This is a genomic window from Vibrio sp. R15-SG3-ISO1A, from assembly GCF_059833955.1.
The window spans coordinates 1-22459 of record NZ_JCBDGH010000098.1 but is presented as its reverse complement, the minus strand read 5'-3'; the positions used below and the strand labels follow the sequence as shown (position 1 = coordinate 22459).

The 22459-nt window shown below is 46.4% G+C and carries 21 protein-coding genes and 1 pseudogene; 3 read left to right on the top strand and 19 right to left on the bottom strand.

Going from position 1 to position 22459, the window contains the following annotated elements; translation table 11 throughout:
* Positions 1 to 241: 241 nt before the first annotated feature.
* The 13 genes from AC6R0L_RS18050 to AC6R0L_RS17990 form a co-directional block, all read right to left on the bottom strand.
* The gene (locus tag AC6R0L_RS18050; RefSeq protein WP_334568264.1) at positions 242 to 1357 is read right to left on the bottom strand and encodes an ABC transporter ATP-binding protein; all 1116 of its coding nucleotides are present in this window, start codon (positions 1355 to 1357) and stop codon (positions 242 to 244) included.
* 5 nt (positions 1358 to 1362) lie between these two features.
* Entirely contained in the window at positions 1363 to 2220 is an 858-nt protein-coding gene (locus tag AC6R0L_RS18045; RefSeq protein ID WP_500630045.1) for a carbohydrate ABC transporter permease, read from the bottom strand.
* Positions 2217 to 3140, bottom strand: a complete 924-nt coding sequence (locus AC6R0L_RS18040; protein ID WP_334552589.1) for a carbohydrate ABC transporter permease — start codon at positions 3138 to 3140, stop codon at positions 2217 to 2219. Before AC6R0L_RS18040 ends, AC6R0L_RS18045 begins: the two co-directional genes overlap by 4 nt.
* Before the next feature lie 117 nt (positions 3141 to 3257).
* The gene (locus AC6R0L_RS18035) at positions 3258 to 4508 is read right to left on the bottom strand and encodes an ABC transporter substrate-binding protein (protein ID WP_334552591.1); all 1251 of its coding nucleotides are present in this window, start codon (positions 4506 to 4508) and stop codon (positions 3258 to 3260) included.
* Positions 4509 to 4652: 144 nt separating this feature from the next.
* Positions 4653 to 6101, bottom strand: coding sequence for an ATP-binding protein (locus AC6R0L_RS18030; protein ID WP_500630044.1), 1449 nt, complete (start codon positions 6099 to 6101; stop codon positions 4653 to 4655).
* Positions 6102 to 6125: 24 nt separating this feature from the next.
* The gene (locus AC6R0L_RS18025) at positions 6126 to 6854 is read right to left on the bottom strand and encodes a response regulator (RefSeq protein WP_500626076.1); all 729 of its coding nucleotides are present in this window, start codon (positions 6852 to 6854) and stop codon (positions 6126 to 6128) included.
* A 148-nt stretch (positions 6855 to 7002) separates the two neighbouring features.
* Positions 7003 to 8475: a protein adenylyltransferase SelO gene (locus tag AC6R0L_RS18020; RefSeq protein WP_500630043.1), complete on the bottom strand. Its 1473-nt coding sequence runs from the start codon at positions 8473 to 8475 to the stop codon at positions 7003 to 7005.
* Positions 8476 to 9002: 527 nt separating this feature from the next.
* Entirely contained in the window at positions 9003 to 9611 is a 609-nt protein-coding gene (locus AC6R0L_RS18015; protein ID WP_500626074.1) for a DUF2913 family protein, read from the bottom strand.
* 216 nt (positions 9612 to 9827) lie between these two features.
* Positions 9828 to 10952, bottom strand: a complete 1125-nt coding sequence (locus AC6R0L_RS18010) for a M20 family metallopeptidase (RefSeq protein WP_500630042.1) — start codon at positions 10950 to 10952, stop codon at positions 9828 to 9830.
* A gap of 10 nt (positions 10953 to 10962) precedes the next feature.
* Positions 10963 to 11430 (bottom strand): YjiG family protein, encoded by a 468-nt coding sequence (locus tag AC6R0L_RS18005; protein ID WP_334552601.1) that lies wholly within the window; start codon positions 11428 to 11430, stop codon positions 10963 to 10965.
* Positions 11430 to 12170, bottom strand: a complete 741-nt coding sequence (locus AC6R0L_RS18000; protein ID WP_500630041.1) for a nucleoside recognition domain-containing protein — start codon at positions 12168 to 12170, stop codon at positions 11430 to 11432. Before AC6R0L_RS18000 ends, AC6R0L_RS18005 begins: the two co-directional genes overlap by 1 nt.
* A gap of 222 nt (positions 12171 to 12392) precedes the next feature.
* Positions 12393 to 13475 (bottom strand): calcium/sodium antiporter, encoded by a 1083-nt coding sequence (locus AC6R0L_RS17995; RefSeq protein WP_500630040.1) that lies wholly within the window; start codon positions 13473 to 13475, stop codon positions 12393 to 12395.
* 178 nt (positions 13476 to 13653) lie between these two features.
* Positions 13654 to 14007, bottom strand: coding sequence for a DUF1428 domain-containing protein (locus tag AC6R0L_RS17990; protein WP_500626070.1), 354 nt, complete (start codon positions 14005 to 14007; stop codon positions 13654 to 13656).
* A gap of 373 nt (positions 14008 to 14380) precedes the next feature.
* Here AC6R0L_RS17990 and AC6R0L_RS17985 point away from each other — a divergent pair, with 373 nt between their 5' ends.
* Positions 14381 to 15706, top strand: coding sequence for a tyrosine-type recombinase/integrase (locus AC6R0L_RS17985; RefSeq protein WP_500630039.1), 1326 nt, complete (start codon positions 14381 to 14383; stop codon positions 15704 to 15706).
* Between the two features lie 173 nt (positions 15707 to 15879).
* On the opposite strand, the gene AC6R0L_RS17980 is transcribed toward AC6R0L_RS17985, so the two are convergent.
* Both AC6R0L_RS17980 and AC6R0L_RS17975 read right to left on the bottom strand, forming a co-directional pair.
* Complete coding sequence (locus tag AC6R0L_RS17980) at positions 15880 to 17151, bottom strand: VapE domain-containing protein (RefSeq protein ID WP_500630038.1); 1272 nt, start codon at positions 17149 to 17151, stop codon at positions 15880 to 15882.
* Between the two features lie 9 nt (positions 17152 to 17160).
* Positions 17161 to 17370: a helix-turn-helix domain-containing protein gene (locus tag AC6R0L_RS17975; protein ID WP_500626067.1), complete on the bottom strand. Its 210-nt coding sequence runs from the start codon at positions 17368 to 17370 to the stop codon at positions 17161 to 17163.
* A gap of 402 nt (positions 17371 to 17772) precedes the next feature.
* Here AC6R0L_RS17975 and AC6R0L_RS17970 point away from each other — a divergent pair, with 402 nt between their 5' ends.
* Both AC6R0L_RS17970 and AC6R0L_RS17965 read left to right on the top strand, forming a co-directional pair.
* Positions 17773 to 18348 carry a class I SAM-dependent methyltransferase gene (locus tag AC6R0L_RS17970; protein WP_500630037.1) on the top strand — a complete coding sequence of 192 codons (576 nt, stop codon included), beginning with the start codon at positions 17773 to 17775 and terminating at the stop codon, positions 18346 to 18348.
* 19 nt (positions 18349 to 18367) lie between these two features.
* A complete protein-coding gene (locus AC6R0L_RS17965; RefSeq protein WP_500630036.1) occupies positions 18368 to 19429 on the top strand; it encodes an HNH endonuclease family protein in 1062 nt (353 codons plus the stop codon).
* Between the two features lie 115 nt (positions 19430 to 19544).
* Here the strand turns inward: AC6R0L_RS17965 and AC6R0L_RS17960 are convergent, their stop codons facing one another.
* The 4 genes and pseudogenes from AC6R0L_RS17960 to AC6R0L_RS17945 form a co-directional block, all read right to left on the bottom strand.
* Positions 19545 to 20117, bottom strand: a complete 573-nt coding sequence (locus AC6R0L_RS17960; RefSeq protein ID WP_500630035.1) for a hypothetical protein — start codon at positions 20115 to 20117, stop codon at positions 19545 to 19547.
* A 167-nt stretch (positions 20118 to 20284) separates the two neighbouring features.
* The gene (locus AC6R0L_RS17955) at positions 20285 to 20884 is read right to left on the bottom strand and encodes an outer membrane beta-barrel protein (protein WP_500630034.1); all 600 of its coding nucleotides are present in this window, start codon (positions 20882 to 20884) and stop codon (positions 20285 to 20287) included.
* Positions 20885 to 21086: 202 nt separating this feature from the next.
* Positions 21087 to 21878 (bottom strand): DUF2971 domain-containing protein, encoded by a 792-nt coding sequence (locus AC6R0L_RS17950; RefSeq protein ID WP_500630033.1) that lies wholly within the window; start codon positions 21876 to 21878, stop codon positions 21087 to 21089.
* 259 nt (positions 21879 to 22137) lie between these two features.
* A pseudogene (locus tag AC6R0L_RS17945) lies at positions 22138 to 22459 on the bottom strand (hypothetical protein); the annotation flags it as partial.

The following is a 22459-nucleotide window of genomic DNA, read 5'->3' as shown; positions in this document are numbered from 1 at the left end:
AAACGAGAGAGTCAGAGATGCGTTCCCAGCGCCAAATCGAATAATAAATGTGTGGAAATCCACCCAAGAGAAAGAGTGCAATGGGTCAGTTTACACACCATTAACAAAACAGACACAAAAAAGGCAGCATCATGCTGCCAAAACGTCCCTATAAAGAGGAGCACACTCTTCACCTCAGACTGCAAGCCTAGCCTGAATTCCCCCCCGTGAATATGACCGAAGAGTGTGCTCAATACGTGTATCAATGAAAATCGATACGTTGCTCTGTGTCGGCGTCAAAGAACACCGCTTTGGATAGGTCAAAATGCAACGGCGCAACCTGACCGACCTTGGCATCAAACTCAGGTGAAAGGCGACACGCCACTTCCTGATCGTTGACCTTAATCATCGCAATCGTATCTGGACCTGTCGGCTCTAGCACTTCAAGTTGCAGATTAAGCGCTGTGGTGGCGCTCGAGTCCGCATTTTCACTTTCAGTAATGTGCTCAGGTCTAAGGCCAATCACGATCTCTTTGCCGTCTTGCTCACGCATAGAGGCCGGCAGCTTGATGTGGTGCTCCTGACCATTGCCCCCTTTCACTTTAATCACTGGCTGATCATCACTATCGAGATCCACCATGGTTTTGATGAAATTCATTGAAGGCGATCCCATAAAGCCTGCGACAAACATATTGTTCGGCTTGTTGTAGATCTCTTTCGGCGTGCCCAGTTGCTGTAACTCACCGTCTTTCATTACCGCGATACGATCGGCTAACGTCATTGCCTCAATTTGGTCGTGCGTCACGTATACAATCGTAGTATTGAGCTGCTGATGCAGACGTTTGATCTGGTGACGCATCTCAACGCGCAACTTAGCATCAAGGTTCGAGAGCGGTTCGTCAAAGAGGTAAAGCTTAGGTCTGCGAGCCAGTGCACGTCCCATCGCGACACGTTGACGTTGGCCACCAGAAAGTTGCGACGGTTTACGATCCAACAGATGGTCGATTTGCAACATTTTCGCCACTCGCTGCACTTCTGCTTCAATTTCATCCGCCGGCATTTTGCGGATTTTCAAACCAAAGGCGATGTTACCATGCACCGTCATATTGGGGTAAAGCGCGTAGGACTGAAACACCATCGCGATGTCTCTGTCTTTTGGCTCAACGCTGGAGACATCACGCCCATCGATGACGATTTCACCCGAGCTGATCCCTTCAAGACCGGCTATGGTGTTCATCAATGTCGATTTACCGCAGCCCGATGGACCCACCAGAATCAGGAATTCACCTGAATCAATACTGATATCAATACCCTTAAGTGTTTCTTGCTCCGCCTTAGGGTAGGTTTTGCGGATCTGTTTAAGTTCTAGTGTTGCCATTGTAATTATCCTTTTACTGATCCTGCCGTCAGGCCTCGAACAAAGTATTTTCCTGCCAGTACGTAAACAAGCAGTGTCGGCAATGCCGCAATAATCGCTGCCGCCATATCCACGTTATATTCCTTCACCCCGGTACTGGTGTTGACCAAGTTATTAAGCGCCACGGTAATAGGCTGGGTTTCTGAGCCCGAATAGACCACCCCAAATAGGAAGTCGTTCCAAATTGCCGTGAACTGCCAAATCACCGTGACCATGATGATGGGCGTAGAGAGCGGTAAGAGAATCTTAAAGAAGATGGTAAAAAAGCCTGCGCCATCCAGCTTCGCCGCTTTAACCAGCTCATCAGGAATACCGATGTAGAAGTTGCGGAAAAACAGCGTGGTAAAGGCCATACCGTAGATGACGTGAACGATCACCAAACCTGTCGTAGTGTTGGCTAGACCCAATTTGCCCAGTACCGCGGCCATTGGCAGCAAAATCACCTGGAATGGAATAAAGCAACCAAACAGCAACAAGCTAAAGAACAAGTTTGAGCCTTTAAACTGCCACTTTGTCACCACGTAACCATTAAACGCCCCCAGTAAGGTAGAAATCGCCACCGCGGGAATCACCATCTGGAACGAGTTCCAGAAGTAACCTTTGACGCCTTCACATTTTACGCCCGTACAAGCGCTGTCCCACGCTTTGTACCATGCGTCCCATACCCACTCAGTCGGCAACGACATCAGGTTACCGGCCTTGATATCTGGCAAGGTTTTAAATGAGGTGATCACCATGACAAACAGCGGCATCAAGTACACTAAGCAGAAGAATAGCAACCCGGCATAAATGATCAGGCGAGCCATGTTCATGTTTTTGGTCATGACTTCTTCTCCCTAAGTTCTGAGTACAAATATGGCACCAAGATGGCCAATATCCCGGCCAGCATCATCATGGCACTGGCAGCACCTAGGCCAATTTGGCCACGGGTAAAGGAGTGCGCGTACATAAAGAGCGCAGGTAAATCTGAGGAGTAACCCGGGCCACCGGCCGTCATGGCGGTAACGAGGTCAAAACTCTTGATCGCAATGTGCGAGGTAATAATTACGGCGCTGAAGAACACCGGACGTAAACAAGGCAAAATAATTTTCATGTAGATGGTCGGTAGATTCGCGCCATCAATTTGCGCCGCTTTGATGATCGATGAATCAATACCGCGCAAGCCCGCTAAAAACATCGCCATCACAAAGCCAGAAGATTGCCACACCGCTGCTATCACCAACGTGTACACCGACATTTCAGAATTGACTAACCAGTCAAATTTAAAGCTGGTGAAGCCCCAGTCTTGCATCAGTTTTTCGATACCCAGACCTGGGTTGAGAATCCACTTCCACGCGGTACCCGTCACGATAAAGGACAGGGCCATTGGGTAGAGGTATATAGTTCGGATCGCCCCTTCTTGGCGAATATTCTGATCCAGCAAGATAGCGAGACCGACGCCCAACACAATGGCGACCAACATAAACATCAGGCCAAAAATGCCTAGATTGGAAATGGATGTAATCCAACGATCATTTTCCATTAGCCTTTCATACTGAGCAAAGCCGACAAACTTAAAGCTCGGTAGGAAACGCGAGTTCGTCAATGACAATGCCGCCGTCCAAAAAATGTAGCCGTAGATACACACCACGGTCACTAACATAGTCGGCGCAAGTACAATTTTCGGCAGCCAGCGTTGCAACCTGTCTGCAAAGCTGAGCTTTGGTGCAGACTTGTTTGCATTCCTAGATACAACATGCTCCATAACGATTCCTTACGTCTTCTCATCTGACACCATCACCGTCAGATGGTTAAGGAAAGGGCGCTTGGCTCCCCACAAGCCGAAGCGCCCTTTGGGGTGTGAAGTAATGCTAAGCGAAGGTTAGAAAATCGCCGCTTTTACCGCTTTTGACAGTTTCTGTGCCGCTTCTTTTGGATCCGCATTCGCATCGTTGAAGAAGTTGGTCACGACATCATAGATAGCACCTTGCGCGTAGCTGGTCGTCGCTAGGCCGTGCGCCATACTTGGCACTAGGTCACCTGACTCTGCACTAGCTTTAAAGGTTGCCATCGAATCCAATGCACACTGGTCAAACGCGCTCATGTCCATATCTAGACGCACTGGAATCGAGCCTTTGTTGAGGTTGAAGACTTCTTGGAACTCTTTGGTCAAGATGGTTTTCGCCAAATCTTGCTGCGCTTTTTGATTATCAGCATTGCTGAGCTCAAAGAACGCAAAGCTATCGATGTTGAAGGTGAACTGACCGTCAGTACCTGGCGCTGGTGCACAGATGTAATCCTTACCCGGTACTTTACCTGCAGCAGAGAACTCACCTTTCGCCCAGTCACCCATGATTTGCATGGCGGCTTCACCGTTGATCACCATAGAGGTGGCAACGTTCCAGTCACGACCTGGTGAGTTGGCGTCGATGTAATCGCGCATTTTCTTAAACTTGGTGAACACCTCGACCATTTTGTCGCCAGCGAGCACATCCATATCTAGGTCAACAAACGCTTTGTTGTAATCTTCACTGCCGAGCACATCGAGCGCCACCGCTTCAAAGACTGTCGCGTCTTGCCATGGTTGGCCCCCGTGCGCCAATGGAATGTAACCTGCCGCTTTGATCTTGTCGGCTGCAACGAAGAACTCATCCAATGTCTTTGGCAGTTCTACGCCGGATTTTTTCAATACTTCTGGGTTTGCCCATACCCAGTTAACACGGTGAACGTTCACTGGCACGGCGACGTATTCGCCATCAAACTTCATCACTTTCGTGACCACCGAAGGCAAGATGCTGTCCCACTTCTCTTGATTGGCCGTGTCATCAAGTGAGGTCAAAAAGCCTAGGCCGCCCCATTCTTGAATGTCGTGACCTTTGATTTGTGCCGCTGACGGTGGGTTGCCCGATACAGCGCGGGTTTTCAACACGGTCATCGCAGACTCACCGCCACCACCAGCAACCGCAAAGTCTTTCCAGCTGTGGCCTTGCTCTTCGAGCATCTGTTTCAATACTGCTGCAGATTTTGCTTCACCACCGGCAGTCCACCAGTGGAGTACTTCGACTTCGCCCGCTTGGGAGAAAGCAGAGGCAGCAAGGAGGGATAAGGTAAGTAGGGTTTTCTTCATTTTCATTGTTATCTTCCATGTTTTTGGATTAGACATCTGGGTCGACGTCAAACTGACCCGTTCACTTCGTGCTTGAACGTTATTGAGTCTATCCGACTAGAAAAAGAAGATTGAAACAAATCGTAAAGCCAATGTAACAATTCAGTTACATTACACTTCAAGGCCAGGTGGAATAAAGAGTTGCGCGCGTAAACCACGCTGCGGGAGATTACTAATAATGAGATCTCCGCCGTGTCCGTGCAAAATGTTGCGGCAGATGCCAAGCCCAAGGCCGTGACCTTGATCATCTTCTGCCAAACGAAAGTAAGGTTCAAACACCGCTTCCAACTTATCTTCTGGAATACCTGGGCCGCAGTCATCAATCGTCACCGTGATCCACTCGCGCTGGACTTCAATCGTGACAGACGCACGCTTACCATATTTCACTGCGTTATCGAGTAAGTTAGTGAGTACTCGCTTAATCGCCAAAGGCTTCGCGACGATCGGCTCCATAGTCATCGGGGTAAAGTCGACGCAATGTTGCTTGTGGTTCATGGGCTCAATGACAGAGAAGATCATCTCATTGAGGTCAATGTAGGCATTGTTCTCGTGCAAGTCGGTATCGCGCACACATTGCAGCGCGCCTTTAACCATCATTTCCAACTCGTCGAGGTCTTTATTGAATTTGCTGCGTTTCACGTCACTTTCCAGTAGCTCGGCTCGCAGCCTTAGACGCGTAATGGGTGTTTTTAAGTCATGTGAAATGGCAGAGAACAGATGCTCACGGTCGGCAGTGTAGCGCCGAATACGCTGCTGCATACGATTGAACGCACGCGTCGCCACCACCAGCTCACGAGCGCCATCTTCGGCTAAAGGCGGCTGATCGACATCCATACTCATGTCATTGGCGGCTTTGGCCAAACGCTTCAAGGGTTTCACTTGACGGCGCATCAGTAAATAGGTCAAGGCAAGCAGCAAGGTGGTGGAAAAGAAGAGGAATAAAATCTGCTCTCGGCCAATCAAGGTGTCATCCAACGTCACGTATGGCGCCGGCAACAAGGCGGCGATGTAGAGCCACTCGTGCTCATTCAGTTCGATTTGTACCACCAATACCGGAGGATCAATCGGTGACAATGTGAGTGTGTGATGCGCCCACGATTTCGGTAAATCGTGCAAATAAATGTCGTTTTTTAGCAAGCGCAGGTTTTCTGGCTGGGAGAAGTTGACGTTTATCGAGCGAGCGCGAGGCAGCTTCTGCTTGAGCACCGTTGTCACAGCATTGATTGAGGCGCGTTTTAGGCGTGTATCGTCAATCGGGTCGACAATCAATCGCTCTTTGTTGAACGAGACAAAAAAGCGCGTGCCGCCCATATTGCGAATTTGATCAAGCACGATATGGCGATAGCCAGTAGGCAGAGACTGAAAAAAGGTCACCGTAGAGGCAAACATGTTGGCCATGCTTTGCGAGGCGTCTCGGATCCCTGCAAGCTCTTTGTGCTTGGACTCGGTATACCAAATGGAGGTGGCAATACCCTGCGCGATCACCACCGCCAACACGGTAAGGCCGAGTGTCCGGGTCACCAACGAATTGGGTTTCAGTAAGCGTAATAACCACTTCATCACGTTGTCTGACTCAAAGAAGTATTAATGTTCAACGCTAACGGGGACAGCAAGAATATAGCCGTTGCCACGCATGGTTTTGATGTACTGAGGGTATTTGGCCGAGTCACCCAACCGATGGCGCAACCGGCTGAGCTGCACATCGATACCACGCTCAAAAGGCAGCGCTTCTCTGCCGCGGGTCGCAAAGGAGATGGTGTCTCTATCTAGCACTTCATTGGGGCGAGTAAGAAACAGCATCAGCAGGGCAAAATCACTCCCAGATAAATCGTGTTGTTCCCCTGTCGTGGTATGGGTAATTTTGTGTGCCAAGGTATCGAGCTGCCAATCGCCAAATACGATGGTTTTGGGTAGGCTGGTCGGCTCCGAGCCTTTCTCTTCGACCACTTGGGCGCGGCGCAGTACCGCTTTGATTCTCGCCATCAATTGACGTGGATTGAACGGCTTAGCGATGTAATCGTCAGCGCCGAGCTCAAGACCCACCACCTGATCCATATCATCCGACACGGCCGTTAGCATAATGATGGGCACGTTGGATTCACGACGAATCGCCTGGCACAACGCAAAGCCGTCTTCGCCGGGCAACATCACATCCAACAAAATCAGATCAGGGTAACCTTTTGCATCGAGATGCTGCTTAAGTGCTTGTCCTTCTGCCACAGCTTCCACTTGGAAGCCCGATTTAGACAAATACTCATCCAAAAGCTCGCGGATCTCTTGATCATCATCCACAACAAGTATTTTACTGTTCATTTCGCCAATCACTGCCTATGGTGTTAGCTCACAGTCTAGACAGTTCTCACCATGGGTGTGACGGATAAATCCTTATTTTTTGAACAGAAAACAAATGGAGCTCACAAGTTTTTAACATTAAGCGAGTCATCTATCAGTAGATGCTCAATTAAGAAGAACAACTGATTTCAAGCCGTTTGCCCCAATCCGGTGGCAACGCCGCAAAATGTTCAAAATTCGGGTGCTCGTCGTACGGAGATTGCAATACCAGCGCGAGCTCGTTGACCAGTTGATAATCCCCCTGCTCGGCGTTGTCGATTGCCATCTGCGCCAAGTAATTTCTCAGAATGTACTTGGGATTGACCTGACGCATCTCGGCGCAGCGTTCACGGGCGCTAACAGGCGCTCCGCTTTCATCCATTTCACATTCACAACGCGCTAAATAGAGCAACAACCATTCACTCGCAGCCGCTCTATCAACAAATAGATCGATGACGTTCTGCTCTGGTTCACTATCGAGCATCGACAATGCGCGCATAAAGCGGCAATAGTCGACGCTCTGCTGAGCCAATAACTCAAACATGGCGCTAAAGAGCTGGGGGTCTTGCTCTAATTTGGTCTTGAGGCCTAATTTTTTGCGCATGATGGCGCTAAATTCCCTGTTTAGCACTGACTCAAACTGACCGAGCCCCTGCTCCAGATCGGCTTTATCGACCAGCGGTGACAACGCATGGGCAAGCGCGGACAAATTCCACAATGCGATGCGAGGCTGCTGATCAAACGCATAACGCCCTTGGTAGTCAGAGTGGTTGCAGATAAGTTGCGGATCATAATCATCCAGAAAACAAAATGGCCCGTAATCAAACGTCTCACCAAGGATCGACATATTGTCCGTGTTCATGACGCCGTGCGCAAAGCCCACCGCTTGCCACCTAGCGATCATGTGAGCGGTGCGCTCGACGATCTGTTCAAACATCGCCAAATAAGGCTTATTGGCGGTCTGACACTCTGGCCAATACCACTCAATCGCTTTGTCTGCCAACAGACGCAGTTCACTCAACTGATTGGTGTAAAAGAAGTGCTCAAAGTGCCCAAAACGTAGGTGGCTGCGCGCCACACGCAGCAGCAATGCACCGCGCTCCTGTTTCTCTCGATAAACGGGAGTATCGCTGGCGAGCATACCAAGAGCGCGGGTGGTTGGAATGCCCAAACCCGCCATCGCTTCGCTGCCCAAATACTCACGAATGGTTGAGCGTAGGACCGCTCGTCCATCACCCATACGTGAATACGGCGTCAATCCCGCCCCCTTAAGATGTAAATCGTAGACTTCACCTTTGGCGTCCTTTAGCTCTCCGAGTAATAGTCCACGACCGTCACCTAAATCAGGGTTGTAGACCCCAAACTGATGCCCCGCGTACTTCATGGCTAATGATGGCCAATTTTCAACGCGTTGCTCGCCCGCCAAAAACGCTTTTAGATCGCCCGATGGCAGGGACTCATCCAGTGAAAACTGTGCGGCGAGTGATGCGTTCCAACTTACCCAACGCGTGTTGTTAAGTGGCGTTGCTTCAACAGGCGTGTAAAACACCTTAGGCAGTTGATAAAAACGGTGAGTAAGCGCTAAAGATGACAACGAGGACATAGACGGCCCAATGTAATGAGTGTTGTCGCCGACGTTAGCAAAATGTTGCAGAGAGTAGCAAGAGAAAGTGTGAGCGGGATTGAAAAAGAGCGCTCGAGATAAGAAAGCCTGAGATGGCCGATAGCATGGGTGATAAAGAGAAAGGCTGCCTTAATCGAAGACTAAGGCATCGCCTCTATACTGTATCGGAAGTACGATATCGATCGCGTAACGAAATACAGCCCGATAATCGACTAGATCAGTGCGAAAACACCGAGAATACCGACCAATGAGAACAGGCAAGTACGGCTAATCACACCAAAGTTAGTGGGTTCGATCATTTCATGATGTTGCATAGATTCTCCTCGTTATTTTTTCTATTTATGACAACTTAATTACAATATGATGAAATCTTCGTTTTATCTCAAGCCCAATCTGTGTGAATTTTTTGTGACAAGATCACGAAACCTTCTTCATTATCACGAAGAAAAACAAGGCGTTAAAAACAGATTGTAGGAGAAAAAGCGCGCTGAAAGAAAATCAGGCGCTTAGCGCAAAGAAAGCGTGATTCGCACGAAGTTTTCGTCTTCGTAATCCATTTGGTGATCAAAAATCGAAGACGTGTAGATAGTGCGCAAAAACGCGTGCTTTTCACCGTGCGCACCGCGCATTAGCATAGAGACGCTTTGTACCAAGCGATTTCGGCGGTCAAAGTGACCATTGAGATCGGCAGACAGCACGCACAGCAGACACCCTGTCGGGTTATACGCTAAGTCTACCGCTTCAGGGCTTGAGACGAGAACGGTGGTATTGAGCTCTTTTTCTAACTGATTAATCAGCAGCAAGAAGCTATCAAGATGAGGTAACTCGTCGCCACTCATCGGGCTCAATAAGTTATCGAGCATGGCTTCCATATCGAGGCGCTGCGAGCGCGCATGGGTCACCATAGAGCGTACTTTCTTCTTGAACGGCTTGTATTTCTTACTGTTGGCGGCTTTATTCAACCATGCAGAAAGAATGTCGTTAATATCATTGCGCGATTTTCGAGCCAGTACTTTTCCGTTGTGGTTGGTGCGCAAATGCAACAATGCATGCAGCGCCAATTCAGACAGGAGAGGTTCAAACTCGGGTTTAATTTTGGAATGAATACTGCGCATTATGACTGGAAGCTAACTGAAACTCGCGGAGAAAGTGGTCGTTTGAAACACGAAAAGGACCGCTATGCTACCGAAAACCCTTCGCCATGTACAGATGCGATACGGCACAAGCACGCAAAAATAATGCCAATCTAAAAAAAGCCCCACACCCAAGAGTGTGAGGCTCAAGCTCATCAACCGTTGTGCGAGTCCCGATCACCCACAACAATTACTTCGCTATTTGGCGAGCTTACTCAGTAGGCGTTGTAACAGCTGGATACGTGGCTCGATAGACTCAAGCAGTAAGTACTCTTGATCGCTGTGGAATCCCGCACCAACCGGACCTAATCCATCAAGTGTAGGTACACCTAGGATGGCTGTGCAGTTGGCATCTGAACCGCCGCCTACCGCTTGCCAACCCATTTGGATTGACAACTCATCGGCCGCTTCCTCTACCAACGCCATCAAACTCTCGGTTTTGTCACTCGGTACCATGGATGGCTTGTAAGCTTCACGCTCAAGGGCAACACGCACACCGTCAACAAATGGCGTCACGGTTAAGCCATTCAGGCGTGTATCGACATCGTCATACTCTTCGTTGCTCCAAAAGCGCACATCGACGATCACTTGGGCGAAATCTGGAACAATGTTTGCGCCTGCGCCACCTGAAACCACACCGGCGTTCAAAGTGGTGCCTGACTCAAAATTGGTCATCTCGTTCATGGCGAGAATCCAATTTGCCATTTCCGTCACGGCGCTACGGCCTTTCTCTGGCTCATTGCCCGCGTGTGCCGCGATACCATGAAAATCAATCTTGTAACGCGCCATGCCTTTACGAGCTTTGACCAAGCTGCCATCGGCGCGTGCCGCTTCCGCCACAAGAACGTGTTTGGCGTTTTTCGCGACCGATTGCAACCAATCTTGCGAGTAAAGTGAACCGGTCTCTTCATCTGGGTTCATGCAGATACAGATCGACAGCGCATCCAATACGCTTGCCTCAAGGTCACGCATCGCATACACCACATTGAGCAAGCCTGATTTCATGTCAGACACACCTGGGCCGTAAGCTTTCTCTGCATCAACCGTCATCGGACGCTGCGCAGCGGTGCCGACAGGAAAGACGGTATCCATGTGACCAATCAACATCACATCGATCTGCTCAGCGTCAGGTTTGTTGCGAATTTCAAGCCCGACACCCGCTTTAGTGCAGTCAATGCGTTTGACGTTCCAGCCACCTATCTCGAGGAACTTCTGCTCAAACTGCTGAGCGATGACCTCAATGCCCTCAGTCGTGTAGGTGCCGCAATCGACATTGACTAGCGGGCGCAGCTCATCTAAATACGTTTGGAGAGAAAATGACATCGCCTCCCCCTTACACAAATAGGTTCATGACAAGCATGGCGCCAAATGCGTTGAGTACCGAAATGGCAATCATCACCGGGATGTAGCGTCCTTCAGTACCAATTGGTCCAAGGATACGACCCATGTATTGAATCTGTGAACCCATCAAGTAGATAGCAGGCGCAAGAATCGCGATGTGCGCGCCATTGAGAATGCCTTGGTCAAATAGGGTGATCACTACACCAACCGCGCCGCCCATCGACATCCATGCACCAATCAGTACTGCTGCCGCTTCACCAGGCAGACCAAAAACCGCCATCACTGGCGCAAACACAGTACCCATTAGATCCAATGCGCCCGTGATTTGCAACGCCGCAATGATCACAAACGCCATCAATACGTTTGGCACCGTCGATGTGGTTGCAATCACCCAACCTTTTTTCGCGCCTTCGACGAAGATGTCCGTCACCATTGGCTTTTTCGCTTTTACGTCACCCATTATGCGGTCTCCTCGGTCAGTGTTTCTTTGTTTTGCTTGTCGTCAGATTTCTCTTCTTTGCCTTCCGTCAGATTGACGTAAATGCGGAATAGGTTCGCACCAATGATCTTAAATGCGAACATGACTAATACCGCAAGGCCGATAGACGAAGTTACCGCGAGAGAGCCGTCCGCGAGCGTTAACGTAAATAGAACCGCACCAGATGAGAAGAAGTTGACAATGGTTGCGCCTGCCGTGAACTGGAACATAGTGAACACATCGGTTTCACGTTTGGTCAGTTGGCCTTCGTCTTTCAGCTGACGCGTCATCGCCGCGCCGGCATCCGTACTTTGCAAAGAGGCGATCAACGCCAAGCCCGTGTTACCCGGAATGCCCATGATTGGACGAAGCAGTGGCGTCAGCAGCTTACGCGCCGCTTCCAGTGCACCGTAGTGCTCAAGCACATTGATCATGCCAAGCGCGAACATCACAGTAGGAATAAGAGTTAAAGCGAAAATGAAGCCATCACGCGCACCACTACCACCGACACCACGGAAAGAAGTGGTCGCGGCTTGAACGCCATCCGCGGTTTCTGTCACGCCGTGCGCAACTTTACCGAAAGAGCCATTGAGCGTTGTAAAGTCCAACACGCCATACCATTCATTGGATTGCATCAGACCAGAGAAAAACACAACCGCAAACGCCAGCGCAATGTAGCAGCCGATCGTTACCTTGCGTTCAGATTGAACCGGAGTCGTCATCAAGATACCTATCTATTTATTGGGGAAAAGCGCGGCGAATGTACTCCCAAGCAACGTGCTAGATAGATGATCAAAATCAAGTAGAAGGCGGAAGGTGAGCGTAATCATTCTGTCACATTTATGATTGTGACATTGATCACATTTGGAATATTTAGCCAACAATTAGATCTCAAACAGGCATTTAATCCGCCAATCAGTGATAACAAGTTGGCAATGCGGATATTAGCTCCTTTTCTGCTTTTGCCTCCACCAGTCTTTGAGTAAAGAAATCACAATAATGGAAAGCACAATGGGGAAAACCACATTCCAAGTGACCATTGACAAAGTGGGCAGCCAGCCTGCATCACTCACGTCACCAATCAGGAAGGCGCTATACAGGAAGTACAAGCCAAAAAAGAGCCCTCCTTCAAGTCGACTGACTATCGCACCTGTCAACATCAGAGGTAAGCACAACAAAGCGACGCCAAGCATGATCGGAAAGTCTTGTGAGACGAGTTGCTCGTTGCCAACAAGTCCTGCACCACTAAACAGACCGGATATACCCAAAACCGCCAACAAATTGAACGTATTACTGCCAACGACGTTCCCGACAGCGATGTCTCTTTGCCCTTTGAAGCTCGCCACTATCGATGTCACGACCTCAGGAAGAGAGGTGCCGATGGCTAGAATCGTCAAACCAATCATCGCTTCGCTAACCCCAAAGGCTCGCGCAATGTTCACAGCGCTACTCACCAACAGATTTGCGCCCGCAATCAGTAGGATTAAACCAACAACGAGCCACAACGCACTCTGCCATACTGGTTGATGCCCTTGTGTCAATGAAGCGGCTTCATCGTCACTCGCCTCTGCCGCTTCGGTCTCACTGCGCTTCCCCTGGACAAAAAGAAACGCGGTGTAAACAACCAATAACGCGACTAAAATCCCACAGTCCAACAGGTTTAATCGCCCATCTGTCGCCATGTAGAAGACCAGCGCACTTAAACCAACCATGATGGGAACATCTTGGCGAATCAACTGCTTTGAGATGGTGAGTGGCGTAATGACGGCCGCTAAACCTAGGATAAACAGAACGTTAAAAATGTTGCTGCCGACAACGTTGGCGATCGCCAGTTCGGTCTTATTGGAAACGGCAGAATTGATACTCACAGCCAACTCGGGCGCACTGGTGCCAAAAGCGACAACCGTTAGACCAATAACCAGACTTGGAATACCCACTTTGGCAGCGAGTCTCGCTGCTCCTTTTACCAACCCGTCAGCTCCGGCAATCAACAACATCAAACCCAAAACTAAAAGAAGATAATCCATGTTTACATCACCCACTCGAAGGCCAATTCACACCAAGAACGCATTCAGCGTTGGACAAGCTAAAATAACTCGAATTGATGAATAAAGCTCGATCAATTCGATTCTTATCGCTTAGTACAATCGAGTGGCAACGCATGGCTGGTAACTGCGCCTTAGATATTGCCTACACAGTCGATGATTACTGGTCCAAAATGACCTCAAAACCACCATAAATGATTCGTTTACCATCGAACGGCATAGGATTTTGCTCTGGGCTCATTCGCGGATCATCCGAGATCTGTTGCCATGCCAGATCTCGAACTTCTTTTGATGGCCACACAACCCATGAGAACACCACGGTTTCGTTGTCTTGAGCTTTCACCGCCATAGGAAATGACGTCACCTCACCATCCGGCACTTCATTCCCCCACGTCTCCACCACCCTTAAGGCACCGAAATCTTTGAACATTTCGGCGGCGATTTCTATGTGTGCCATGTATTTTTCTTTGTTCGCTGTCGGTACAGCCGCTACAAATCCATCAACGTATGTCATGATCACTCTCCTCTTATGTGGAGTAATAACCATAGCCCACCAACGCAGGAGTGGATCACTTGTTGATCACTGGCTCCGCCCCGTCAGCAGTCGGCGCTCAAAATACTGCACACGAGCAACGAGGTTAGGGACAAAAAAAACACAAAAGCCCCGACAACTCATTGAGTTATCGGGGCTTTCTAAAGAAATGGCACGCCCTGTAGGAATTAAACTAGGATTTTAACTTCGTTTAACAAAGCTTAATAGTTATTTATTATCATATACTTAAGCCACAAATTACCGAATTGTATATTTAACCAAAATAGCTCAAAATGGCTCTAAATTGACGCCCACGGCACCACAGAGGCACCACAGGATTTGACGGTAAGTTGTTATGGATACAGGAATAAACTTCACAAAACGTGCGTTAGAAAGCATAGAAAAACCGAAACATCGCATTACCTATAGAGACGTGGGAAGCACTAAAAGCGTTCAAGGTTTAGTGCTTGATGCCTTGGTTTCTGGCGCTAAAATCTTCCGTTTTCAGCGCAAAGTTAATGGAAAAAACATCAAGGTCAAACTCGGTGAATTCCCTACGATGACGGTCGAGCAAGCAAGGGAAATGGCACGAAACACGGCGACCGACCTTGCCAACGGTATCAACCCAAACCAGCAAAAAAGAGAAGCCAGAGATAGCCAAACCTTTGATGACTTGTTCGATATCTATGTTGCCTCTTTCGAGCTCGATATTAAAGCCAAGAAGCGCCGCGCCAGTAGCCTCAAATCAAACCAGACTCTTTACCGATTACACCTAAAACCTAAGCTTGGTAAAAAGGCCATCACTGATTTTGATGCCGAGAAAGCGCGGAAGCTAATGCAGGACTTATTCACCAAACACGGATACAGCAAACACAACCATTCGCTAACCTTGCTAAAATCGATGTTTAATCGAGCCTATATCGAGCCTAACCCCTTCGCTAAAATCAATAAGGTTGATGAGTCCCTTTTCAGACGCGAAAGAACCTTATCCAAGGAAGAGCTCGCGCAGTTTTTTGACTCACTGAGCCAAGAAAAGCAGATTTACCAAGATTGCATATTTTTGCTTCTGCTGACGGGTCAACGCAAATCGATGGTTCTTTCTATGCGCTGGCAAGAAATTGATCTTGATAATCGTCGCTGGATTATTCCAGCCAGTAAAAACAAGAGTAAAAAGGCTCACTCTGTTCCACTCACTCAAGAGGCAATGAGTATATTGGTTCGTCGCTCACATGAAGCTGAACTTAACCAAGAATTTGTATTCCCAAGCGCTCGAAGCCAACTCGGTCATATCACCGATAAAAGCGGGAAAGGCGGTTTCTGGCAAAGAATCACCGATCGCGTTGGCATGTACGCACCCGACAATCCGGAAAAGCATCTAACAGTTCACGACCTAAGACGCACCCTAGCCACTTTTCAAGTTACATCGGGCGGCTCAATACAGGCAACAAGTAAACTACTGGGTCACTCCAACATCAGCATAACCAATGATGTGTATGCTCATTTGTCGGACGATAGCGTGAGAGAGACGCTAGAGAAAACCGTCACCTATATGCTTGGGGACTCATTGCAGACTAAGTTAGATCGCATTAAGCAAGAGATTGATACTCTGCCTATCGAAGCAAGGCAGGAATTGATGAGCTATTTGGAACAATCTGTAGATTCTGACATTCTTACGGCTTAAGCCGCACGAAGCCTTGAATTTATTGGCTTAAGCACTTTTTGTTAGCCAAAATTGACTGGCTAACTAGCCAGTGACATTAAGCCTATTAGGTTAAAACACAGCGGTTAATCTTCCATATTTCTTTAACCCACTAACCACAAAAATTGGTTAGTGGGTTAAAGAGAATAAACAAATCAGGCTGCAATACGAACGGAAACAGGCAAGCGGTATAGAGTAGTGTTTGACCTTCCAGCCTTAGACTCAATCGCCCCTTCCTCTTGTGCCAGTCGTTTAAGTTCTTTACCCACGATTCTATTTTTATCTACGTGCACATTGATTTGTTTACACACCTCCGAAGCCGTCACCCACTCCCAAACGTACTTTTCAGGGTCATCGATTAGGAAGCGCTCAACGATGGCTTCATAGTAAGAACTTTTGGCATTGTGCTCGTTGTTGACCTTTGCGGCTAACTCAAGCTCAGTATCCGTCAAGTGCCAAGATTCACCAGACCTGTATAGCTCATAGGCTTGAAGCCAAAATTGCTTGAGTTCTGCTGGATGACGGTGGCTTAGCCTACCGTTGTCATATCGCCAACCAAGGGTACGGTTTACCAATTCCATGTCGATAGGTGCGGCCAGCTCGATAACGGCATATCGACTTGAGCCAGTTTCATCACGTAGAAAGCCAGTCACGTTAACAGTCGCAATAAACGACGTTTGACGAGGTTTCTTAATATCCTTCGCGCCATAAGGGGGTCGGACAGTATCCACCTCCTTAGTAATAAACGCCTTGAGGCTTCCTTGGCTGTTTCGAGAGGTACGCTCTAACTCACCGAGCTCAACAATCAGGCTGTTAATACAGCTAATAACTGAATCTTTAGAGTCAGGGTTGATCTCTTGCCCTTCCAAGAACGCCCCTTCAAACACCGAGGCAAATCGCTTGATAAACGCCGTTTTCCTGAACGACTGCCCACCTTGAAGAACCGGAATCAATTTTGAGCTAAATGGTGTTTCAAATACCGATGCCACCACCGCGATAAAAAACTTTCGCATCACGCAGCTGGCAAGCTCTTTATCCTTCGCGTTCATGGCGTCAATCACAGGTGTCATACGGTCGATACCGTCCCAATTACTTTCATGCAGGTAATTGGCAAAAGGGTGGTAACTGTTGTTCTCAGCCAACGACATAAGGTGATCGGCTAGAATCTCTTTTTTGAAGCCACCTCGAACACAAACATCAATCAACAAGCTACGTTTTTGCTCGGCTGTTTTGTCGAGCATTTGGCCATCGACAAACAACTCAACTTCCATATTCATTTTGTTGACCACTACATCGATACCATTGCTTTTTAACAGCGCTTGCAGGTTTCTTGATGTAGGTAGCGGATTAAACCTAGCATCTAAATCACGGTAGTTAGGTTTCACCGTGTCGTGTAACTGGCTTACTTTTTCAACAACACTATCCATAGTCACTCCTTATGCCGTTTGAGTTTGAACTCGGCTTTCAAGGAAAGCATCAAGGTCAGCCAGTGTATAAAACACCTTACGGCCCACTTTGATAAATGGCAGGCGATAGCGTCCAGTTGATGCCCAAACGGCGAGCGTCCCTTCTGTCACACCCAAATACTCTGCTGCTGATTTACGGTTCAACTTCTTGCCGTACTTTGAAATTTCTGAATTACTCATAATTAATCTTCCTCGTTTGAAATCATCCTAATTGGATAAATTCAGACTACGAATGATCAGATTTAACGGCAATCAGAAGAGGGGAACGGTTTTTAGTGTAGAGAGTTAAGCGACAAGCCGTCAGCCCTTTGATTTAAAGGGCTGGAGCGGGAACGGACAGCATAGATATTGAGTTATGTCAGAGCGCTAACATGCCCCCAAAGCCTACCATTTTAAGAACAGTAAGACCGAAATTGGCACTCAGACTTGCAGTCATTCAATATCCGCTTTTTTTGGTCAAAATCTTCTTAGATTATTAAGTCTAACTCCATAAATTCAAATAATCTCCAGTATGGGAAAGCTCAATTTTACTGTAACTTTTGGTATCATGTATTCGAAATAAATTTCAACACGGACACTAGGATGAACTACTACGATAAAAATGCTCGAGCGTTTTATGATGGAACCATCAATGTTGAAATGGATAGCTTATATGAGGAATTCCTGCCGCATCTAAAATTAGGAAGTTTCATACTTGATGCTGGTTGTGGTTCAGGTCGTGATGCATTAGCTTTTAAAGCTCGAGGGTTTAAAGTTCATGCTATTGATGCAAGTAACAAGCTTGCGTTGTTAGCCCAAAGCCTTATTGAACAACCCGTCGAAGTAACAACATTCCAAAAATTTCAGTCGAAGTCTTCATTCGACGGCATCTGGGCTTGTGCGTCATTACTCCATTTACCTTTAGCCGAACTACCAATTGCATTCAACAATCTTGCTGGAAGCCTAAAAGCTAAAGGGCTGTTCTATTGCTCATTCAAGTATGGGAATGATGAAGTCGACCGAGATGGTCGTAATTTTACAAATCTGAACGAGACCTTACTTGAAATAGTGCTTCAAGATAGCCCGCTAAGAATACAAAAAACATGGCAAACGTCAGACTTGCGTCAAGGGCGAGAGGACGAAAAATGGCTCAACGCAATTCTCATTAAAGAGAAATAGTATTAAGTTGGAATCAAGAATGACCATCCAGTTTTCAAATAACAGTACAGAACTCGAAACTTTCCGAACAATTATTCTATACGGCGCAAATACCGCCAGCTACAAATTTGCTTTAGGTCAAGCCTTACTTGAACTACCTATAGAAAAACGGAGTTTCATTAGACTCGATGAGCTCGCTGTTCCCTTTTACAAACATATAGTGCAGCATGTCCTATCAGGCAAAAAGCAAACCAGCGCTAAGTCATCAAAATATCTTTACGCGTGTCAGCTCTTCTCTGAAGGCAAACTAACTGAAGATGAGATAATCTCATTAACGGTTTCAACAGGTTTCCAATATGTAATTGACGCTTTTCCCAAGTTAAAAAAGCAATACGGCCAAGGAGCAAAATTTTATACAAAATCAGTAGTAGACAATGTCAAAGGTATCACAATAGATGATTCATTATATCGTTTGAGAGAGCTCGCTCAGGCAAGTAACTTGTCTGAAGAAGTTGAAGGGCGTTGGAACCTTGTAGAGTCATCTTGGGATGCCAAGGGAGACAAGTTGATCATTGAGTATGATGACACTGAAAAGCTTTTCTGCGGACGACGCATTAAATCAAATAAATCCTACCTTAATAGTCATATACGAGCCCCTGTAACACACGCCCGTAAGCCTTTGAGCGGCTATCAAAAAGGTAAGTGTTTTTACTGCTTTGATGACATTAGCATCGTACCTAACCAACCAAATACGGCAGCCGTCGATCATTTTTTCCCAATCAGCCTACAATACCAAGTTGGAACTGACATAAACCTCAACCTCAACGGTATTTGGAACCTAGTTCTTACCTGCAAAGACTGTAATGGTGAAGAAGCATGGTCTAAATGGGCTCACACACCCGATTACTCTCTTCTCCCAGCGTTAATACGGAGAAATGATTATTACATAAGTAGCAAGCATCCATTAGGTGAAACAATTCAATTAGAGACAGGAAACACTGCATCGCAGCGTAAAAATTACATTAAAGAAGTATTCAAAGTTGCAAAACAAGCTACACCTTACGAGTGGAAACCTCGATTACTTAAGGGATCTCCTTTTTAATCCAGCTTAGTGGTCAGCATCAGCACACCTTTGGGAAAAATTTTTAGGTGTGCTGATCTAAACTAATTTATTCACATTAGAAGATATATATTGAAACCTTAAACGTTTGTTATGCTCAAAGATCAGCACTAGCTTTCTTGGCGTTTTCCTTGCGAATGTGATCTTCTATTCGGCTTTTCATATTATTTACATCATTCAAAACAGGTAAAAAGGTATATTGAAGCGATGTGGTTTGATCTGGACCAAACCCAAATGTATTTCTCTCCAAAACCACCTCGACATCCGATCCATCTTTATAAAAGTAATTTTGCTTAAATCCACTTCCACTTCGATTAGCCGAGCCATATTTGCTATCAAGCGCATCTTTGAATAGCTTAAATGTATCCCCAGTGTCTGACCATGTAACTGAAATTTTATAAAGCTTCTTGTCCGGTGTGAAATTTAACCATGCATCCTTGACAGTTCCGTACTTGGTGAACCTATCAAACTGGAGTATTTTTAGACTTTCTAAATCTGTGTAACCTTTATAGCCATAACCCTCATCATATCTTCCGCCAGATTGTTTAATCGTACTCTTGGCACCTGATATAGACTGCACCCCGAGATCTAATCCTAAATATTCTTTTGCCTGTAAACCACATGATAAGCATAAAGACAATGCTGTGAATGACAATCCAATCTTTTTCATTACTACTTCCTTATTTCTTCTACTTAAAACTTTAGGCATAACGCCCAATTAAGGGGTGAGCAACGCAATGCGGTGCTTCTGCATACCACCTTAATCACTAAAATCAACGCATGGTGAAAATGCCACGCGTTGCGAATCCGTCTTAAAGCGTTTGTTATACTACTGTTTTAGAAGTGGTACCTTACACCAGCATAAGCACCTGATAGGTTTACATCGATATCATTTCCAGCTTGGCTGATTGATGTAAATGTAGCACGATAGCCCAAGTGTAAATCAACGCCTTGCTTTAAACGTGTACCAACTTCCAAACCCGCTTGGTAGCCTGTTTGAGATTCTGAAATGCTGATATTGTTTCCAGAGCCATCTATTGATACATGACCGATGCCTGCCATAGGCGCTAAGTACAAATTACCGAAGTCATACAGTACGAATAGTTTTGCTTTCAGATTCACAAAGAAAGCATCACCGTCAACTTTCAAAGTCCCTGTATTATCAACTTCACCAAACGTTCTATATTCTGCTTCTACACTCGTTTTTACTAGCGAATGCGTATCGAACTCATAACCCGCTAAAAAATTGAACCCAATATCTGCAGATTCGTCAGCCGATTCACCATTGATGCTAACATCAACATTATTTGCCGCAGTTAAATCTGCGCCTACATAAAACTGATCGCCAGTCTTTTTGACAAAGTCATCAGGCTTTGCAATGGAAGGTGAGCTAAATAAAAGCAAAGAACCTACGATCAAGCCAGCTGTGTTTTTCATAATTAATACCGATACTTAAAACCGAAATTATATCAGAAACCCAAACTTATGGAACACCGTATAGACAAGGTAGTATAACGCTCTGTTAAGGGGTGAGCAACGCAATACCGATGCTGCCGCATACCACCTTAAACACTAAAACCAACGCATAGTGAAAATGCCACGCGTTGCGAATCCCTCTTGTACAGTTTGTTATATGCATCTAGTACGGGACCTTTTTTAGTTCAAAACTACCTGTAGCCTTACTAATTTGATAAAGCCTAACATGCTTCCATTTCTTATCAGCCAATAGTCTCTGAATAGTTCTTTTACTAGATGTAGGCATATTTAAACCAAATATGACCTCTTTCAATGCCAATGTTGAAAAGCTAATAACGTTACCTTGCATTGGGTGCTTAGTTACTATGCGAGATTCATTTTCAACTTTCCATTCTTCCGGCTTAGTCAATGCTACCGTTTGAAGAAACGAGTCTAATGTGGAAGCTAGTTCACTTCGGTCTTCCGAGTCTGTGAAGTTCGCTCCGTATAAATGAGATGGAAATTCAAGCTTTGGCAACCTGTCGCTATAAATTACTCTTTTAGGTCGTAGGTCTGGATTGAATGCGCCTTCAAACTCCAGTTCATCGAAGCCGAGACAAAAGCCTTGATGACTATCTGCATAATGTGACCATAGCAATGGATTCACCTCAGAATTAGATAGGCTTAATACTCTTAACTGTTCCATCGCTTGCTTACTTGCAGTAGCAAACGACTTTAAATGTACATCTGGAATATTGAGCTCTGAAACACCAGAGTCAAACAGCTTTGCATATTCAATTTGACAATCAAACGGATCATTGAGACTTGATGGCGTAGCTAACCATAATTCTTGATTTATTATGATCTCCAATGCCCTTTCATTGAAATTACGATACTTATAAAGTAAATCATCCACTTCTTCGATACTCCAATATGCATATAACGCTTTATATACGGCAACAAGCCGCCTTTCCAACTCGCATCCTTCCGCCTAATACTTCCACCCACTAAGACGCTGCACTAATAAATAACCGAAAATCAGAGTATTAGTAAACGGCCCATTATGAGACCTGTTGGGTACTATAGCAAATCCCCGTCTATCATGTATATGACGGCATTGACTGCTAATTTTGACTTTACCTATGGCCTTATACACTTGAAGGTTCAATTTCCCTTGCATACGAGCATGAGCTCTTTTTATAAGGTTGATGCTGAATCGTATTAACAATAGGCTTTTAGGCTATGTGGCGTCTCGGCGGTGCTAGATTGGATTCCTCTACGAGTGAGTTTAGCTTTTTGGTCAACTCGGAATATCTGGCGATATAGCGAGCATGAGTAACCCAAGATCTATGGCCGATGTTCAGTACATAGTCCATCACCAGTGATTTAAATGATTCATGTTCTTTATGGTCAAAACTATCGTAAAGGTCTTGCAAGGGCTCTAAATCAATATCCACAATTGAAACGGCACTAAAATTTTCGTTTCCCCCAATCATTGGCCTGCCGTGATAACTAAAGTGGATACCGACCAAATACCCATTTATGCGACAAAGGATA

What these genes read in the sequence shown, in the direction of transcription:
- AC6R0L_RS17990 (WP_500626070.1), bottom strand. Translation starts at nt 14,007, where the DNA reads ATGACATACGTTGATGGATTTGTAGCGGCTGTACCGACAGCGAACAAA.
- AC6R0L_RS17985 (WP_500630039.1), top strand. Translation starts at nt 14,381, where the DNA reads ATGGATACAGGAATAAACTTCACAAAACGTGCGTTAGAAAGCATAGAA.
- AC6R0L_RS18010 (WP_500630042.1), bottom strand. Translation starts at nt 10,952, where the DNA reads ATGTCATTTTCTCTCCAAACGTATTTAGATGAGCTGCGCCCGCTAGTC.
- AC6R0L_RS17960 (WP_500630035.1), bottom strand. Translation starts at nt 20,117, where the DNA reads ATGAAAAAGATTGGATTGTCATTCACAGCATTGTCTTTATGCTTATCA.
- AC6R0L_RS17995 (WP_500630040.1), bottom strand. Translation starts at nt 13,475, where the DNA reads ATGGATTATCTTCTTTTAGTTTTGGGTTTGATGTTGTTGATTGCCGGA.
- AC6R0L_RS18000 (WP_500630041.1), bottom strand. Translation starts at nt 12,170, where the DNA reads ATGACGACTCCGGTTCAATCTGAACGCAAGGTAACGATCGGCTGCTAC.
- AC6R0L_RS18030 (WP_500630044.1), bottom strand. Translation starts at nt 6,101, where the DNA reads ATGAAGTGGTTATTACGCTTACTGAAACCCAATTCGTTGGTGACCCGG.
- AC6R0L_RS17975 (WP_500626067.1), bottom strand. Translation starts at nt 17,370, where the DNA reads ATGAGTAATTCAGAAATTTCAAAGTACGGCAAGAAGTTGAACCGTAAA.
- AC6R0L_RS17965 (WP_500630036.1), top strand. Translation starts at nt 18,368, where the DNA reads ATGACCATCCAGTTTTCAAATAACAGTACAGAACTCGAAACTTTCCGA.
- AC6R0L_RS18015 (WP_500626074.1), bottom strand. Translation starts at nt 9,611, where the DNA reads ATGCGCAGTATTCATTCCAAAATTAAACCCGAGTTTGAACCTCTCCTG.
- AC6R0L_RS17970 (WP_500630037.1), top strand. Translation starts at nt 17,773, where the DNA reads ATGAACTACTACGATAAAAATGCTCGAGCGTTTTATGATGGAACCATC.
- AC6R0L_RS18050 (WP_334568264.1), bottom strand. Translation starts at nt 1,357, where the DNA reads ATGGCAACACTAGAACTTAAACAGATCCGCAAAACCTACCCTAAGGCG.
- AC6R0L_RS18020 (WP_500630043.1), bottom strand. Translation starts at nt 8,475, where the DNA reads ATGTCCTCGTTGTCATCTTTAGCGCTTACTCACCGTTTTTATCAACTG.
- AC6R0L_RS18045 (WP_500630045.1), bottom strand. Translation starts at nt 2,220, where the DNA reads ATGACCAAAAACATGAACATGGCTCGCCTGATCATTTATGCCGGGTTG.
- AC6R0L_RS17955 (WP_500630034.1), bottom strand. Translation starts at nt 20,884, where the DNA reads ATGAAAAACACAGCTGGCTTGATCGTAGGTTCTTTGCTTTTATTTAGC.
- AC6R0L_RS18025 (WP_500626076.1), bottom strand. Translation starts at nt 6,854, where the DNA reads ATGAACAGTAAAATACTTGTTGTGGATGATGATCAAGAGATCCGCGAG.
- AC6R0L_RS17980 (WP_500630038.1), bottom strand. Translation starts at nt 17,151, where the DNA reads ATGGATAGTGTTGTTGAAAAAGTAAGCCAGTTACACGACACGGTGAAA.
- AC6R0L_RS18035 (WP_334552591.1), bottom strand. Translation starts at nt 4,508, where the DNA reads ATGAAAATGAAGAAAACCCTACTTACCTTATCCCTCCTTGCTGCCTCT.
- AC6R0L_RS18040 (WP_334552589.1), bottom strand. Translation starts at nt 3,140, where the DNA reads ATGGAGCATGTTGTATCTAGGAATGCAAACAAGTCTGCACCAAAGCTC.
- AC6R0L_RS18005 (WP_334552601.1), bottom strand. Translation starts at nt 11,430, where the DNA reads ATGGGTGACGTAAAAGCGAAAAAGCCAATGGTGACGGACATCTTCGTC.